Here is a 16,365-nt window from a genome sequence, read left to right as displayed (position 1 = left end):
CCTGGCTAAAGGCGGTGGCCCGCCTCGATGGCGCGGCGCACGCTGCCGTAGTGGCGCAGCAGTTCGTTCGCCTGGGCGTACCCTACGCTCAGGCTCTCCATCACCATGCGGGTGCCGCGGTCGATGAGCTTGTTGTTGCTCAGTTGCATGTCCACCATGCGGTTCCCCTTCACCCGGCCCAGCTTCACCATCACGCTGGTGCTGATCATGTTGAGGATGAGCTTCTGGGCGGTGCCGCTCTTCATGCGCGTGCTGCCGGTGACGAATTCCGGCCCCACGACGGCCACGATGGGGTGGTCCGCGGCGAGGGTGACGGGGCTGCCAGGGTTGCAGGTGATGGCACCGGTGAGGATGCCATGCGCCCGGCAGTCCTCCAGTGCACCGATCACATAGGGCGTGGTTCCGCTGGCCGCGATGCCGATTACCGCATCGTCACCGCCCGCGCTGTGCTCCTGCAGGTCCTTCCAGCCCTGATGCGGGTCGTCCTCGGCGAATTCCACGGCGCGGCGGATGGCTCCATCGCCGCCGGCGATGAGCCCCACCACCAGCCCGTGCGGCACCCCGAAGGTGGGCGGGCATTCACTGGCGTCCACGATGCCCAGTCGGCCGCTGGTGCCTGCGCCCAGGTAGAACAACCTGCCGCCCCGAAGCATCCGCTCGGCGATGCCATCGACCAGCGGGGCGATGGAAGGGATGGCCTGCGCCACGGCGTCGGCCACCAAGCGGTCCTCGGCATTGATGCCGCGCAGCAGTTCATCCGTGGTCATGCGCTCCAGGTGCTGGTGGCGGCTCTCGCTTTCCGTGATGCGGTCCATGGGGGGGCTGTGCCTGCAAAGAAAAGGGCCGCCCGCGGGCGGCCCTCTTCTTTGCAGGTGAGGCGAAGGTCAGTCGAGCATCAGCTTGCGCACGATGCGGGCGCCGTCCACTTCGAGCTCCATGAAGTAGGTGCCGGCCACCAGCCCATCCCGGGCGATGGTGAAGCGCTGGGCGGCGGTGTTGCCGGTGCTCACCTGGCGGCCGTTGATGTCCAGCAGGCGCCAGCGGCGGATGAGGCCCTCAGCGCTGGCCACATTGATCCGGTCGGTGGCGGGATTGGGCCAGATCTCCACGCTGTCGTGGCCTTCGGCTTCATCGATGCCCACCAGCGAGCAGGGGCCCAGCTGCAGCGCGCACACGATGCGCGGGTTCACGTAACCCATCACGGTGTCGAGGTAGGCACGGCCCTTCGTGGGGCTCATATCCGGGTTGCTGGCCAGGCTGGCGACGTGGGCGGTGATGGGCGGCGGGCCGGCGCTCACCACGGTCTGCGCGATGGCGCTGTTCGGGTCCCACCACTGCCAAGGGCTGGCTTCCTCCTGGGCGGGGGCGGGCCACTGCGGGCGCACCACCGGGAACAGCCCCTCCACGTCGGTGCGGATCTGCACGCTGTTGCTGCCATGGGTCTGGGTGGTGCCGTACAGCGCGCGGGCACGGGCGGTGAAGGGGTTGCTGTTGGGCAGGTTGATGAAGGCGTCGTTGTTGCCGTACTCGTTCACCAGCTCCATGAAGAGGTTGCTGCCTTGCACGGGTACCACGGGGCCGCCCGTGGTGGGCACGATCACGATGCCTTCGGTGAAGGGCGCAAAGGGGTCGAACACGGTGTGGAAGGCCACCATCGGCTGGTCGCCAGGGGCAAGCCAGCTGGTGTCGGCGAGGGCGCCGCCCATGTTCACGCAGAACTGCGTAGCGCTGCTCTGGCCATTGGGGCGGTATAGGGTGAGCTGCCCGTTGAAGCCCTCGATGTCACCCACTTGGGCAGGGTTCACGAAGCTCACCGAGGGGTCGAACGGGTCGGGCCGGAACTTCTCGATGTAGAGCTCCTGCACGTCATCAAGGGTGGCGTGGGCCAGCGTGATGTAGCCGCCGGTGCCCTCGCCCACCACGATGATCTTCTCGGGATCGATGCGGTAGGTGGCGGCATTGGCCTTCATGCTCCGCACGCATTGGCGCACGTCATGCAGGGCACGGTAGATGGCGTTCAGCAGGCTGCCGCGGCGCTCCAGCTCGGTGGCGGCCAGCGGGTTCCAGCCCAGGCGGTAGCTCATGCTCACAGCCACGTAGCCCCGGCGCGCAAAGCGCTTGCAGCTTTCCACGGCGCTGCTGTCCTTGCGGGTGCCGTTGGGGCTGCCGTTGATGGGCGGGGGCAGGGCGTTGCCGGTGTGCACGTAGATCACCAAGGGGCGCTCCGTCTCCGTGTCCACGCCTTGGCTGGGTTCGTACACATCCAGGCGCAGGTTGGTCACCTTCACCGCCGTGCTGCCATCGTTGGGGTCGAAATAGGCCGCGGGGATGGGGTTGCCCAGCGTCACCGCCGTCTGCAGCTCCGTGACGTTGGCGTTCACATCGGGCGATGCGAAATTGCTGGAGAGGAAGTCGATGTTCGTGCCGTAGATCACATCGTTGGTGATGGTGAGGTTGGCATCGCTGAACACCTCGGACAGGTAGCGCTGTGCGCTCGCCGGGGCGGCCAGGGCCAGGGCTGCGGCCGCCCAAGCGTAGTGTAAGGGTCGTTTCATGGGTTCAGGTTGGATTGGAGAGCCGAAGGTAGGGGCGCGCGGCCTCGGTTCCGCGTCATGCCCGGTCGACTTGTCCCCGCTTGGGCGGTATCAGCGCCGATCCAGCTCGTAGATGAGCTGCAAGTAGGCCAGCCGCCCCACGAAGGGCCCGCCATAGACCATCCTCACCCGATTGTCCCAAACCCGGTCCAGCCGTTCGCCCGAAGGGATGTCTGCATCGAACAAGGGCGTTAGGCCGAAAAGGTTGCTGGCGCCGAGCTTCACGGTGAGGTGCTGGCCGGGGAACTTCACGTTCACCTGAGCGTCCACCATATCGTAGCTCGGGATGGGACCGGTGAACTGCGGCGAGCCGGTGAAGGTGAAGCCCTCCACGTACTTCCAGTTGATGCCGAAGCCCAGGTTGGGCTTGCCGCTGAAGGGCACCTTCATGTCGTGCCCGGTGAAGCTCAGGTTGAACTTGTTTCGGGGGGTGTTGAAGGCGGGGATGATCGGGTCGTCGCTGCCGGTGACGAGCTCGTTGTAGCTGTAGTTCACCCCGTAGGTCATCCGCTTGCGGAAGTAGCTGATGCCCACGTTGGCGCCCTGCGTGCGCACCAGGGTGCTTGCGTTGGCGGCCAGGCGGTAAGCCTGCAGCCCGCCCAAGGGGAAGCCATTGGTCTGGTCGAAGCGCGCGCTGAGGCCGATCAGGTAGCCGATGAAATCGGTGTACCAGCTGTGGTAGGCGCTGGCATCGATGTAGAACTTCTCGGCGTGCGTGCCGCGGTAGCCGGCCTCGATGGTGCGCACCTGCTCGGGGCGCAGGCGGTCCACGTTGAAGTAGTCGAGCTTCGAGAGGCCCTCGAGCAGGGTGGGCGAGGAGCGGTAGGCGTTGAAGCTCTCCACTGTGATGAGGCTGTCGCGGCCGGCCTCGAACTGCCCGTCCACATTGCCCAGCAGGATGGCCCGGCCCACGTTGTAGTAGAGGTACTGGTCGGCCAGCGTGGGATTGCGCACCGCACTGCTGAAGCCGATGCGGAAGGTGCGGTCCTGCCGGGGGGTGTACACGAAGGAGAGGGCCGGCGAGAGCAGCGCCCTGAAGTTCTGGTTCTTGTCGAGGCGGAGGGTGGCCGTGAGCTTGAGCTTGTCGGCCATCAGCTTCTTCTCCAGGCCCGAGTACACGCCGAACTCGCTGTTGCGGATCACCACATCGCCGGTGTCACGGAAGATGGTGCCCGCGCTGTTGGGCATGTACTGGCGGAAGCTGCCGCCCACAGCCACTTCCCCGAAGGCCGGCTTGAAGCGGTACTCGCCCATGGCATGCGCCAGCTGGCTGCGGTCGAAGAAGAGCGAGCCGCCCTCGGTGAAGCGCTTGCCGCGGATCTCGTTCAGTTTATCCGTGAAGCGCTGGGTCCCCACGATGTAGGCAGGGTTCAGCTCGTTATTGTCGATGCGCGCGATGGAGTCGGCCACCGCCTGGTGGTACTGCGTGAAGAGCGTGCTGTTGTCGTTCACGAACTGGGTGAGGTAGGCATCATACGCCTGCTGCGAGGTGATGCCCTGCGCCACTGCTTCGCTTGGCGTTAGGTAACCGGGCTGCGTGGCGTTCAGGAGCGGTCGGATCCACGTCTCCCAAAGCGTGAAGTACTTGATATTCCATTCCTGCGTGGTACCTGCGGCCTCCTGCAGGCGCACGCCCGTGGTGAAGATGTCGTAGGTGCTGCCCGCGTCCTCCCCGGTGAAGTAGCCCCGGATGAACCACTTTCCCTCGCGTCGCAGCTCGAGACGCTGTTGCCAGAACTGCACGCCGTCCAGGCGGTAGCGGTTCTCGCCCTGGTACACCGTGCTGCCGGTGCTGTAGTTGGCGGCGGCAATCACCTCCACGCTGTCGGTGACTTTGTAGTGCAACGAAACCCCGGCCTTCAGGTTGTCGGTGCCGTAATCCACTAGGTCGACCTCACGGTAGCCCGGCCGCAGGAAGTGGCCGAGTCCGGGGTAGGTGCGCCGGTCGAAGAAGTTGTTGCTGAAATCGTTGTTCACGGTCACATTCTCATCGCCGTAGCTGTTCACCCCATCGTAGCGCCCCGGGTTGTCCACGCCCGTGGGCGAATCGCTGGTTGGGCCGTAGTCCTCGGCGAACCAGTCCTCAGCCCGCATGCCGAAGACATTCAGCTTATAGGCGAAGCGTTGTTTCCCATCCTTGTCCTTGAACACCTGCGCCCAGCGGACGGCGCCCTCCAGCAGGTCGCGCTCGCCGGCCTTTGCGCTCACGCTGAGCCCGGGGAAGGCCCAGGGGCTCTTGGTGGTCATCGCCACCACGCCGTTGAAGGCACCCGGGCCGTAATAGGCCGTGCTGGCTCCCGCGATCACATCCACCTTCATCACGTCGAGGTCGCTCGCGCCGAGGAAGTTGCCCAGCGAGAAGTTGAGGCCGGGGCTCTGGTTGTCCACCCCATCGATGAGCTGCAGGGAGCGAACGGGGCTGGTGCTGTTGAAACCGCGCGTGTTGATCACCTTGAAGCCCATGCTGGCCGCGGTCATGTCCACGCCTTTCAGCGTGCCCAGGCTCTCGTAGAAATCGCCGCTGGGCGCCTCGCGGATGCCGATGATGTCCATGCTCTCCACGGTGAGGGGGGCCTGTTTCTGCTTTTCGCTGATGCGGCTGCCCACCACCTCCGTTTCGCCCAGGAGCACCTGGTCCAGCGCCAGCTTCAGCTTCAGCTCCTTGTCCAGGCTCTTCACCACCACCTCCTGAGCGGTATAGCCGATGTAGCTCACCACCAGGGTGCATGGCGGCAGTTCGCTCAGCAGCAGTTCGAACCGACCGTCGATGTCGGTGACGGTGCCGATCGTTGTGCCCTTGAGCACCACATTGGCGCCGATAAGGGTCTCGCCGGTGGTGACATCGGCCACCGTGCCCCGCAGCTTGTATTGCTGGGCATGCGCGGCAGCCGCCAGGAGGCAGGGGAGCAGGGGCAGGAGGACCTTTCGGAGCACGTGGCGGATGCTGGGCATGCGGGGGCCGGTTGGGCGCGGAAAAGATAGCCGGCTGCTCAGTACCCGCGCGCCAGGGCGGCGGCCATGGCCACCATGAGGAGGAGCAGCGGCAGCTGCAGGTAGGTGAGCCGGGCCAGCACGGGCGCTTGGTGCAGGCCGGGAGCCATGCCCTTGCGCAGGAGCAGGCGCCAGCGGATCAGCGTCGCCATGGGCCACAGCTCCAGCAGCAGCACCATGGCGAACAGGCCGAGCTTGCCCATGAACCAGTGGTTCGCCAGGTAATGCTCGGTGCCCTTCTCCACGCCGCCGAAGGCCCGCCATAGGCCCGTGGCCACCCAGACCAGCGCCGCAATGCCGTACCAGTTGTCGGCATGGAGTACCGCGGCTATGCCCGCCTTGTCGCGCAGCCGTTGAAGGGCCCTCGCCCTGCCGTACACGGAGGCGATGCCGATTGCCAGCGCGAAGAGATGCAGCACGGCGAGGAGGAGGCGCAGCGAGGGCATGGAAGCGCCGCGAATTTGGGCCGTTGACCGCACTCCGGCGGCATTCATGCCGGGGCGCGGCCCGGCCGCGTACTTTGTGGCCATGATCACCATCACCTTCCATGGAGCGGCAGGCACCGTCACCGGCAGCAAGCACCTGTTGGAGCTCCGGCGGAGCGACGGCACCGTGACGCGCGCGCTGCTGGACTGCGGGATGTTCCAGGGAGAGGGGCTGAAGGACGGCACCGGCAAGGACCGCAACCGACGGTTCGGCTTCGATCCGCGGTCCATCGATGTGCTGGTGCTCAGCCATGCCCACATCGACCACAGCGGACTCATCCCGCGCCTGGTGAAGGAAGGCTTCAAGGGCGCCATCTGGAGCACGCCGGCCACCCGCGACCTCTGCGCCATCATGCTGGAGGACAGCGCACGGATCCAGGAGTACGATTACGCCTATGATGCGAAGCGGGCTCGGGAGCGCGGTCAGCCGCTATCGGAGGAGGGGCCGCTCTACACGGTGGAGGATGTGAAGCCGGCGATGGCCCTGTTCCAGTGCGAGGACTATGACAAACCGTTCTCCATTGCTCCGGGGCTGAGCGTCGTCTTCACCGATACCGGCCACATCCTGGGCAGCGCCGCCATCCACGTCGAAGCGGATGACGGAGAGCACCGCCAGCGGATCACCTTCACCGGCGATGTTGGCCGCTATGTGGACCGGCTGCTTCCCGAGCCGGCGACCTTCCCACAGGCCGATCTCATCATCTGCGAGAGCACCTATGGCGACCGGGACCATGCCGCGGTTGCGGAAGCCGAAGAGGAGCTGCTCCGGCATGTGCGCGAGGTGTGCGTGGACCGCGGGGGGCGCCTGATCATCCCCGCCTTCAGCATCGGCAAGACGCAGGAGATCCTGTACACCCTCAACGCCCTGGCCAATGCCGGCCGGCTGCCGCGCCTTCCGGTCTTCGTGGACAGCCCCCTGGCCATCAGCGCCACCGACATCGTACGGCGCTACGATGCCCTGTTCCGGCCAGAGGTGCGGGCAGAGCTACACCGCGATCCGGACCTCTTCAGCTTCCCGGGCGTCGAATTCGTGCGGAGCCCTGAACGCAGCAAGCAACTCAACGCGCTGAAGAAGCCCTGTATCATCGTTGCGGCCAGCGGCATGATGGAGGCAGGCCGCGTCCGCCACCACCTGCTGCACGGCCTGCCCGATCCGGCGAATGGCGTCCTCGCGGTCGGCTTCTGCGCCCCCGGCACCTTGGGCGCCGATCTGCTCGATGGCTTCGAGGAGGTACGGATCTTCAGGGAGCGGGTGCCGGTTCGTGCTTCCATCGCACGCATGGAGTTCTATAGCGCCCATGCCGATCGCGGCGAGCTCATCCGGTTCCTCTCCTGCCAGGATCCGGCCAAGGTGAAGCGGCTGTTCCTGGTGCACGGGGTGGAGCGGTCGGTGATGGGCTTGAAGGAGCGCGTCCTGGCGCATGGGTTCAAAGGTGTTTCCACCCCCCGGCGCGGTGAGTCCTTTGTCCTGTGAGGCCCAGGGCGGCGGGTGGCGGCCAATGCCTTCCATTCCCGATCTTCGCGCCGCTGCGGCTCGGCCGGGCCAGAACCCTCATGCGCACCGCCTACCTGCTCATCGGCTCACTGCTGGCCGTTCCTGCGCTGGCCCAAGAGGATTGCGGCGTCAGCTACAGTGTGGTCGCCATCTCCTGCGGCGGGGCGAATGATGGGGAACTCACCGTCACCGGTGGCGGCGGAGCCAACCTCACCTATCTGTGGGACCATGCCCCCGGGCTGAATGCGCCCACCGCAACCGGACTCGGTCCCGGCATCTATAATGTATTGGTCACAGGCGATGACGGCTGCGAGACCTTCCTCACGGAGACGCTCGTGGAGCCGGATGTGGTCATCGACGGCATCCTCACGTACTGCCCTTCGGCTCCGCCGGTGCTCACGGCTACGCCCGTTGGGGGCTTCAATCCCATCGATTACCTCTGGACCAGCAATGATATCGGTCCTGTTGTGCAGGTGGTGCCCGGCACTACCGGCGCATTCACGGTCACGGCCACCGATGCCAACGGATGCGCCGCAACGGACCAGGTGAACCTGGTGGAGCTCACGCCCCCGTTCGCCGTGCCCGTGATGGTGGACAGCGCCTGCCAGAACCTGGCATTCCTGGTCAACACCTTGGCCACCAACGGGGATTCTCTGGTGTGGCGCTGGAGCGGAGGCGGATTCAGCAATGCCCGCGATCCGCTGATCGCCTTCGCCAACAGCGGCTGGCAGTACGTGACCCTGCAAGCCTTCGACCTCGATGGATGCGGGAATATCCCGGTGCTCGACAGCATCTACATCCGGCCCCAGGTTCCGGCCATCTTCACCGCCCGGCAGATTCCCTGCAGGCCGATCGTGGAGATCACGCTCGGAAGCACGGCCGACTCCTGCGCATTCTTCATCGGCGACAGCCTGGTCACGCACGACTGTGCGGCCTACTTCCAATGGGACCACCGGCTCTATCGGGAGTACACCTACACGCTCTTCGCCACGCAGGCGAACAACTGCAACGACACCTTGCAGGCGCTCGTTGATGTGCGCACCGAACCTACGCTCTTCCTCGCCAACACCTTCACGCCCAACGAGGATGGCATCAACGACCGGTGGCCCACCCGGGTCGATGTCCCTGAGCTGGGTTACGAGCTCAGGCTCTACAACCGGTGGGGCGAGAGCATCTGGAGCACCACGAATCCCCAGGAGCAATGGGATGGGGCGGGGGTACCCATGGGCGTATACATCTACACGATGAAGATGCGCGACCCATGCTCGCCGACGAACGAGATCGTCAAGCGGGGGCATCTCACCATCTTCCGGTGACCGGCTTCCGAATCCTGGGCCATTGCGTCCTTTTTCCGGTCCGGCAAGCGGAACAACCGGCCGGCGCCGGGATGCGTCGTAACTAGCACGTGATGCGATCGATCGCGATGCCGCTGCTGCTGTTGAACGGCTTTGCCCTTGCGCAGCTGCCGGCATGCGATGTGGTGCTCAGCGGCACGCCCATCACCTGTCCCGGCGATGATGACGCCACGCTCTCGGTGGGCATCGTCTCCGGCGGCCCATACACCTATTCCTGGGCGCATGACAATACCGCCACGGGCACCACGGTGGGGGGCTTGGCGCCCGGTGCCTATTCGGTCTTCGTCACCGATGGCGCCACGTGCGAATCCAGCCTGGACACGCTCATTCTCGACCCCGTGGTGCCCCCGCTGGGGAACGTGGCCATCACGCATATCTCCTGCACCGGTGAGTCTGACGGCGCCTTCACCCTCACCTTGGGTCCGGGCGGTCCGTTCACCTGGTTCTGGACCCATGACCCCACCAATACCAGCCTCACCCTCACGGGGATGCCGGGCAATAACTACGCGGCGGTGATCGTGCCGCCGGTGGGATGCAACTCGGTCATCGCCTTCACGCTCGGCGATCCGGACGTCACCATCACCGGAGATCCGCTCACCTATTGCCCGAGCGGGCCGCCGCTGCTCACCGCCCAGCTCGAGTACGGATTCGAGCCGGACGTCTACGAATGGAGCACCGGGGCCCTCACCCCGGTCCTGCAGGTGGAGCCGGGAACATCCGGCACCATCACGCTCACCGCCACCGATACCACCACGGGATGCGTGGCCACCGATCAGGTGGATGTGCTGGAGTTGCCGGCGCCCTTCGCCTCCATGGCCGCTCCCGATACGGCCTGCCAGTTCCTCCAGGTACTCGCGACGACGGTGGTAACCGATGCCGATTCCCTCGTCTGGCGGTGGGGGAATGAGGGCTTCAGCAACGAGCGCGACCCCTTGGTTGCGTTTGCGGCCGGAGGCTGGCAGCCCATCTCGCTCCAGCCCTTCGCTGCATCCGGCTGCGGCAACGTGCCGGTGGAGGACAGTGTTTGGGTGACCCCCAGGCTTCCCGCCGAATTCACCGTAGTCCAGGTGCCTTGCTCGCCTGCTGTGGAGGTACGCCTGAGCAGTGTGGCGGATTCGTGCGCCTTTTTCATCGGTGATAGCCTGGTGACGACCGATTGCGGAGCCTTCTTCCGGTGGGACCACCGGCGCTACGCCCTGTACGATTACGTGTTCTACAGCACCCAGCCCAACCGGTGCGACGATACCGCATCGGTGAGGCTGGATGTCCGCACGGAGCCCACCTTGTTCCTCGCCAATGCGTTCACCCCGAACGATGACGGGTACAATGACCGCTGGCCCGATCGCGTGGATGTTTCCGACTACGGCTACGAGCTGCGCGTGTTCAATCGTTGGGGCCAGGTGGTTTGGGAGACCAATGACCCTGCCGCTCAGTGGGATGGGGGAGGCAGCCCCATGGGGGTTTACGCCTACACCATGCGCATGCGCGACCCCTGCCAGCCCACCGCCGAGGTGTCCCGCACTGGCCATTTCACCCTATTCCGGTAAGGGTTCAAGCGGGCCTGAGGGCATTCGGTTGGGAATAACCTTGTTGACATCCCGTGCCGGTGGTAACGACCGCCTCACATGAGCGGGGCGACCTTTGCATGCAAGTACATCCGCCCATGAAGCTTTTCGCTCCGTTGCGCCAGGCGCTGTTCGCCTCCATGGCGGTGCTCCTAGGCCTGCCCGTGCAGGCACAGGTGCCCGATCAGTGCCTGGAGATCGAGAGCATCCTGGTGGATGCCTGCATCGATCTGGATGCCTGCCCGGGGGCCTCGGAGGGCCAGAATGAGATGGTGCGCTTCAGGACGGGCGCCGTGGCCATCGCCCTCTCGGAGCTGGAGGCGGATTGGCCCAACAACAGCTGGAACGGCCTTGTGCAGGATGCCGGCACCGCGGCGCTGACCGACGCCCTGAATGCCACCATCCAAGGCTGCGGCTGGCTCGTGGAGCCGCCGCAGGGAATCATCCCGCCGGGCAGCCAGGTGCTGCTCATCACGAGCACCCAGATGTGCACGGCGGCCAACTCCTTCGCCAACCTCAGCGATACCCTGCACATCATCTTCCAGGCTCCCGGCAATACCAGTGGGCATTTCGCCAACCACACCAATGGCGGCACGGTGAGCCCCGTGCCTACGGGGACCTCCAGCCTGCGCACCCTTGTGCTCACCTACCTGCCCAGCGGCTGCAGCGATACCGTCGTGTACGACCGTTCCTTGCTCACGAACAGCCAAGGCACATACGGCGGCCCTTCGGCCCTGAACGATGGCGCCACTGCGGTCTTCTCCTGGCCCGGTGAGGCGCAGGCGACCTATGTGAATTATGGCTGCCAAGCCCCCTTCGAGCCCATCCTGGTGAGCGTGGAGGAAGCCAACGGAAGCCTCTGCAACGGAACCGGAAGCGTTCAGCTCACGGGTGCCGTCTCGGGAGCCGTGGCGAGCGTGCTCTGGCAGGGCGGCAGCGGCACGTTCAGTGATCCGGCATCGCTCATCACCACCTACACCGCGGGACCATCCGACATCGGCCCGGTGACCATCCAGCTCTGCGCCATCGGGAATTGCGGCGCACCCATCTGCGTGGATTACACCCTGCCGTCAGGGACGGGGCCGACCGTGACCATCGATCCTTCCGGCCCGTTGGATATCTGCCCCGGGCAAAGCTTGACGCTCACCGCAAGTGGCGCCGACAGCTACCTCTGGAGCACGCAGGAAGCAACGGCTGCCGTCACCATCACGCAGCCAGGCACCTATTCCGTGACAGGAACCGATGCATGCGGCACGGGCACTGCACAGGTGGAGGTGGCGGCCGGCGCAGTGCCTGAGGTGACGATTGCGGCCGATGGGCCTGCCGCGCTTTGTCCGGGGCAGACCCTCACCCTTACGGCCAGCGGTGCCGATGCCTACGTGTGGAGCACCGCCGCGGCAACCCCGGCAATCACCGTGGACCAGCCGGGGACCTATTCCGTGACCGGTACCAACGGCTGCGGCGAAGGCCAGGCCTCCATCACCATTGCCGAAGGCACCGAGCCGCTGGTGATCATCGCGCTCGACGGCCCTTCCGTGCTCTGCCCGGGCCAATCCGTCACCCTCATCGCCAGCGGTGCTGACAGTTTTGCCTGGAGCACCTCGGAGCTCACCCCCTCCATCGTGGTCACCCAGCCGGGGACCTACTCGGTAACCGGCACCAACGCCTGTGGCACCGGTTCCGCCCAGGTGGAGATCGGCGCGGGTATCGGCCCCACGGTGTCGATCTCGCTGGACGGCCCTTCGGTGATATGCCCTGGGCAAAGCGTGACCCTGACCGCCACCGGTGCGGACGGCTATCTCTGGAGCACGCTCGCGACCACGGCGTCCATCACCGTGGATCAACCGGGCACCTATACCGTGACGGGCACGAACGGCTGCGGCACCGATGATGCGTCCGCTGAGGTGACGGCGGTCGTGATCGGGGCATCTTTCACCGCAGCTCCTACCGAGGGGGAGGCACCGCTCACCGTGCAATTCACCAATACCAGCGTGCCAGTGGATGCCGCGGTCCTCTGGCAGTTCGGGGACGGCGCCGAGAGCAGCGTCACCGATCCCGACCACCTGTATGAGGAGGAGGGTGCCTACACCGTGACGCTCATGGTGACCAGCCAAGGTTGCACCGCTTCAGCGGTCACGGTGATCCTGGTTACACGAGGCGCTTCGGGCCCCAGCGCTGTCAGCGTACCTAACGTCTTCACGCCGAACGGCGATGGCAGCAATGACCAGTTCCGGGTGACCTCAACCGGACTGGAGCGGTTCGACCTCCGCATCTACAACCGGTACGGCCAGGAAATGGCCCGTCTCGAGCGCCCTGCCCAGTCCTGGGATGGCAGGACCTTTGCCGGTGAGCCCGCCTCAGAGGGCACCTACTTCTTCGTTCTGGACGCCCGGGGACTGGATGGTCAGGAGCACAAGCTGCACGGCACGCTCACCCTGTTGCGGTGAGTGCGTCCGGCCCTAAACCCTCGAACGGTTCCCCTTTCCCGGTGTTCATTTGCATGCCGGGCCACCAGCGGACCCGCGGATGCGTCCTCTCATGACGATGCGATGGTTATTGGGGCTGTGCTTCGCACTGCTGGTGCAGAATCGTTCAGCTGCCCAGTGCGGTGCTACGATCGCCACCTTTCCCTATCAGGAGGGCTTTGAGGCCGGCCCCTCTTGGACGAGCGGAGGCACCAACAGCGATTGGGCGTGGGGCATCCCTGCGCATCCTCTCATCAGCACCGCGGGGGAGGGCCTTCGCAGCTGGTGCGTCGGAGGACTTACGGGATCGTTCTACAACTACAGCCAGCAGAGCTGGCTGGTGGGGCCATGCTTCGACTTCTCGGCCCTTCAGTACCCGGTGGTTTCATTCCGGATCTTCTGGGAGTGCGAGCGCACCTATGATGGGCTGGGCTTCCAGTACTCGCTCGATGGCGGGACCACCTGGGCCAATGCGGGGTCGATGGCCGATGCGCCGGATTGCCTGGATGCGAATTGGTTCAACGCGGCCAGCATCACCAATCTCAATCAAGGCGCGCCCGGCATGGGATGGTCGGGCCGAGTGGGGGCCACCGTGGGCGCATGCACAGGCGGGCAGGGAAGCGGCCAATGGGTGACCGCCTCGCAATGCCTTGCATTCCTGGCTGGCGAGCCCAGTGTGCGGTTCCGATTCGTCTTCGGGGCCGGTAGCACGTGCAACAGCTACGATGGCGTCGCCATCGATGATGTGCGCATCAGCGAAGCGCCCATTGAGCAGGATCTGGCAGTGCAGTATACGTGCTTCGGAGATACCCTTTCCATCACCGGCATGCAGACCTGTGCGGAGAGCTGGGTATGGGATTTCGACGACCCGGCTTCAGGCGCCGCCAATACCAGCACTGATCTCGCGCCAAGTCACGTCTTTTCCGCGCCGGGCAGCTACGAGGTGTCCGTCACCCTTTCCTATGGCTGCCGCTCGCAGCGCACGCTGTCCCTGTCCATTCTCATCCTGGGCTTCTCCATCACCAGCGAGGGTCCTTCATGCGCGGGCAACGATGGCAGTGCCTCCGCAGAGGTCACCGGTGCGGTGGGACCTGTCACCTACACGTGGCCGATTCCCGGTGCCGATACGCCTGAGGTCACCGGCCTAGGTGCCGGAACCTATTACGTGCAGGCTACCAGCCCGGGCGCATGCCCCACCGGAGGCTGGGTCACGCTGGCTCCGCCGCCGGATGCTCCGGAGGCGGTGGTCAGCGTGGAGCCGGTCACCTGCAACGGTGGTTCGGACGGGAGCGCGTCCATCGCCGTTGCAGGCGGAAGTCCGCCTTACGCCTTCAATTGGGCACCCCCCGTCAGTGCTGCATCCGATGCCGTGGGACTGCCCGCTGGAACCTACACCTGCACCATTACCGATGCGGCAGCCTGCAGCATCACGCTGACGGCGGTGGTGGCCGAGCCTGCCACCTTGGCCGTCACCGCACAGGGCGACACGGCAGTTTGCGCCGGAGCGTCGCTGGTGCTTGAGGCCGTCGCGATTGGCGGGACCGCCCCTTATTCCTTCGCTTGGCTGCCCGAGGGTCCGGCCATTACGCCGGCCGTGAGCGGTGCCTATGCGGTGACCGTTACGGATGCCAACGGCTGCATGTCCGGTCAGGATGCGGTGCAGGTGGCAGTCGGCTCCGTGGCTTCGCCTTCCTTCACCATGGATACCCTGGCCGGCTGCGCGCCGCTGTGCGTGGCTTTCAATACGGCTTCTCCCCAAGGGACCCTCACGTGGAACCTTGGCGATGGCACGGTGATCGGTGCTGGCCAGGCGTTCACGCACTGCTACGGCGATGCAGGCTCCTATTCGGTTGCGCTCACGGTAACGGATAATGCGGGATGCAGCGCCACTTGGGCGAGCCCGGACACCCTGCATGTGTCCGCTTCGCCGGTAGCGGCTTTCAGCGCGGATCCGCCGGTCACCACCATCGGGGAGCCCGAGGTGACCTTCTTCGACCTATCCTCCGGGGCCACCGGTTGGGCTTGGACTTTCGGTGACACCGCACTCACAGGAAGCACGGCCCCTTCGCCTGCCGTCTCCTTTCCCGCGGTGGGCTGCTACCCTGTGCAGCTCGTGGTTTCCAATCCGCAGGGCTGCACGGATACCGCCACCCATCTGCTCTGCGTGGAGGATGAGTTCGCCGCCTGGATTCCCAATGCCTTCACCCCCAACGGGGATGGATTCAATGACTCCTGGGGCATTATCACCACCGTGGGCACCCCGCGCGCTTTCGAATTGCTCGTGTTCGACCGCTGGGGCGGATTGCTATTCAGCGCTTCCGAGAAGGGGATGCTCTGGGACGGAACCGCCCGCGGGGCCGAGGTTCCGCTGGGAGTCTATCCGTGGCGGCTGCGGCTCATCGATACCCAAGGCTTCCAGCGCGAGCGCTCGGGGCACGTGGTGCTGGTGCGGTGAGGAGCCTCAGCGAATGGCGTCCTGCTTGCGCTTGAGCGCGTCCAGCAGGCGCTGGAGCTCCTCCTTCGTTTCGCCGCGCTCCTCCTGCTTGCCGGCCTGGTTCTCGAGCCGGCCCTGGTGCTTGGCCAAGTCGCCCTGCACAGAGGCCTCCTGCTCCATCAGCTTGGCGACGGCGGATTCGCCCTTGGCCAGCTTCGTGCGCGCCTTGGTGAGCTTCTTCAGGTGCTTCGGATCATTGCTCAGTGCGAACTTCTTCTCGAGCCCCGCGATATCGCCCGTGATGCCGGCATTGTCCTTCTCGATGCGGCTGCGCTTGGATTTGATGGACTCCAGCCGGTTCTGCGCCTTGGTGATTGCCGAGCGCTCCTTCGCAACGTCCTTCTGCGTATCGCTCAGTTTTCCGGAAGCCTTGCCCAGCATCTTCTCGTAGGTGGCGACCTGCTCCTGCACGACTGCCTTATTGAATTTCACCGCCAGCGAGCGCATATAGGCTTCCTGGCCGTCAGCGGTGGCTAGCGGCAGCGAATCATTCGCGGCGAAAGCCACCGTGAGGCGGGTCATATCGGCCTTCTTGTCGGCATCCGCCACGGCCATGGTCAGCACGCCGATCTCTCCGAGCCCGGGAATCCGGGCGCTGGTCGCCTTGGCCGGCTTGTTGCCGCTAACGCCTTGGCTGATGGCCTTCATTTCGGTCCGCCAGAGGTCGAGCACGGTGCTCTCGCCCGCTTCGAAGACGGCGATGCTCCATGCCGGCAGCCGGTGCTTGCCGTTGGCCAGGCTATCGGGAACCACGGTGATCGGCCTCTCCCACGAAAGCGCATAGCCCTCTTTGGATTTCCCGGACTGGCCAAAGGCAATGGAGCATGCGGCGAGCGAGGCAATCAGGGTGGCGGTGTGGATCGTGCGCATTTTGAATCGGTATTGCCGCCACAAGGTAGCCACCGCGCTCCCTTGGCTTGC

General features: G+C 65.4%; 10 protein-coding genes. 5 read left to right on the top strand and 5 right to left on the bottom strand.

Going from position 1 to position 16,365, the window contains the following annotated elements:
- Positions 1-5: 5 nt before the first annotated feature.
- From murQ to QY325_06635, 4 genes are all read right to left on the bottom strand, one after another.
- The gene (gene murQ, locus QY325_06650) at positions 6-815 is read right to left on the bottom strand and encodes an N-acetylmuramic acid 6-phosphate etherase (protein ID WKZ67599.1); all 810 of its coding nucleotides are present in this window, start codon (positions 813-815) and stop codon (positions 6-8) included.
- 69 nt (positions 816-884) lie between these two features.
- A complete protein-coding gene (locus tag QY325_06645; GenBank protein WKZ67598.1) occupies positions 885-2,555 on the bottom strand; it encodes a T9SS type A sorting domain-containing protein in 1,671 nt (556 codons plus the stop codon).
- 90 nt (positions 2,556-2,645) lie between these two features.
- A complete protein-coding gene (locus QY325_06640) occupies positions 2,646-5,546 on the bottom strand; it encodes a carboxypeptidase-like regulatory domain-containing protein (protein ID WKZ67597.1) in 2,901 nt (966 codons plus the stop codon).
- A 38-nt stretch (positions 5,547-5,584) separates the two neighbouring features.
- Positions 5,585-6,031 (bottom strand): DUF2214 family protein, encoded by a 447-nt coding sequence (locus tag QY325_06635; GenBank protein ID WKZ67596.1) that lies wholly within the window; start codon positions 6,029-6,031, stop codon positions 5,585-5,587.
- Between the two features lie 82 nt (positions 6,032-6,113).
- On the opposite strand from QY325_06635, the gene QY325_06630 reads away from it, so the two are divergent.
- From QY325_06630 to QY325_06610, 5 genes are all read left to right on the top strand, one after another.
- The gene (locus QY325_06630) at positions 6,114-7,544 is read left to right on the top strand and encodes an MBL fold metallo-hydrolase (GenBank protein WKZ67595.1); all 1,431 of its coding nucleotides are present in this window, start codon (positions 6,114-6,116) and stop codon (positions 7,542-7,544) included.
- 80 nt (positions 7,545-7,624) lie between these two features.
- A complete protein-coding gene (locus QY325_06625; GenBank protein WKZ67594.1) occupies positions 7,625-8,881 on the top strand; it encodes a gliding motility-associated C-terminal domain-containing protein in 1,257 nt (418 codons plus the stop codon).
- 92 nt (positions 8,882-8,973) lie between these two features.
- Complete coding sequence (locus tag QY325_06620; protein ID WKZ67593.1) at positions 8,974-10,467, top strand: gliding motility-associated C-terminal domain-containing protein; 1,494 nt, start codon at positions 8,974-8,976, stop codon at positions 10,465-10,467.
- 116 nt (positions 10,468-10,583) lie between these two features.
- On the top strand, positions 10,584-12,932 hold the full coding sequence (locus QY325_06615) for a gliding motility-associated C-terminal domain-containing protein (protein ID WKZ67592.1): 2,349 nt from the start codon (positions 10,584-10,586) through the stop codon (positions 12,930-12,932).
- Between the two features lie 91 nt (positions 12,933-13,023).
- The gene (locus tag QY325_06610; GenBank protein ID WKZ67591.1) at positions 13,024-15,405 is read left to right on the top strand and encodes a PKD domain-containing protein; all 2,382 of its coding nucleotides are present in this window, start codon (positions 13,024-13,026) and stop codon (positions 15,403-15,405) included.
- 6 nt (positions 15,406-15,411) lie between these two features.
- Here QY325_06610 and QY325_06605 read toward each other — a convergent pair whose 3' ends face one another.
- The gene (locus tag QY325_06605; protein ID WKZ67590.1) at positions 15,412-16,314 is read right to left on the bottom strand and encodes a hypothetical protein; all 903 of its coding nucleotides are present in this window, start codon (positions 16,312-16,314) and stop codon (positions 15,412-15,414) included.
- Positions 16,315-16,365: the final 51 nt, after the last annotated feature.

The sequence above is a fragment of the Flavobacteriales bacterium genome (genome assembly GCA_030584065.1).
Lineage (GTDB): Bacteria > Bacteroidota > Bacteroidia > Flavobacteriales_F > PHOS-HE28 > PHOS-HE28.
This window is presented reverse-complemented; position numbering and strand designations above follow the sequence as displayed.

Coding starts and splice junctions, on each gene's coding strand:
- QY325_06630 (WKZ67595.1), top strand. CDS start 6,114: ATGATCACCATCACCTTCCATGGAGCGGCAGGCACCGTCACCGGCAGC.
- QY325_06620 (WKZ67593.1), top strand. CDS start 8,974: ATGCGATCGATCGCGATGCCGCTGCTGCTGTTGAACGGCTTTGCCCTT.
- murQ (WKZ67599.1), bottom strand. CDS start 815: ATGGACCGCATCACGGAAAGCGAGAGCCGCCACCAGCACCTGGAGCGC.
- QY325_06635 (WKZ67596.1), bottom strand. CDS start 6,031: ATGCCCTCGCTGCGCCTCCTCCTCGCCGTGCTGCATCTCTTCGCGCTG.
- QY325_06645 (WKZ67598.1), bottom strand. CDS start 2,555: ATGAAACGACCCTTACACTACGCTTGGGCGGCCGCAGCCCTGGCCCTG.
- QY325_06615 (WKZ67592.1), top strand. CDS start 10,584: ATGAAGCTTTTCGCTCCGTTGCGCCAGGCGCTGTTCGCCTCCATGGCG.
- QY325_06610 (WKZ67591.1), top strand. CDS start 13,024: ATGACGATGCGATGGTTATTGGGGCTGTGCTTCGCACTGCTGGTGCAG.
- QY325_06605 (WKZ67590.1), bottom strand. CDS start 16,314: ATGCGCACGATCCACACCGCCACCCTGATTGCCTCGCTCGCCGCATGC.
- QY325_06625 (WKZ67594.1), top strand. CDS start 7,625: ATGCGCACCGCCTACCTGCTCATCGGCTCACTGCTGGCCGTTCCTGCG.
- QY325_06640 (WKZ67597.1), bottom strand. CDS start 5,546: ATGCCCAGCATCCGCCACGTGCTCCGAAAGGTCCTCCTGCCCCTGCTC.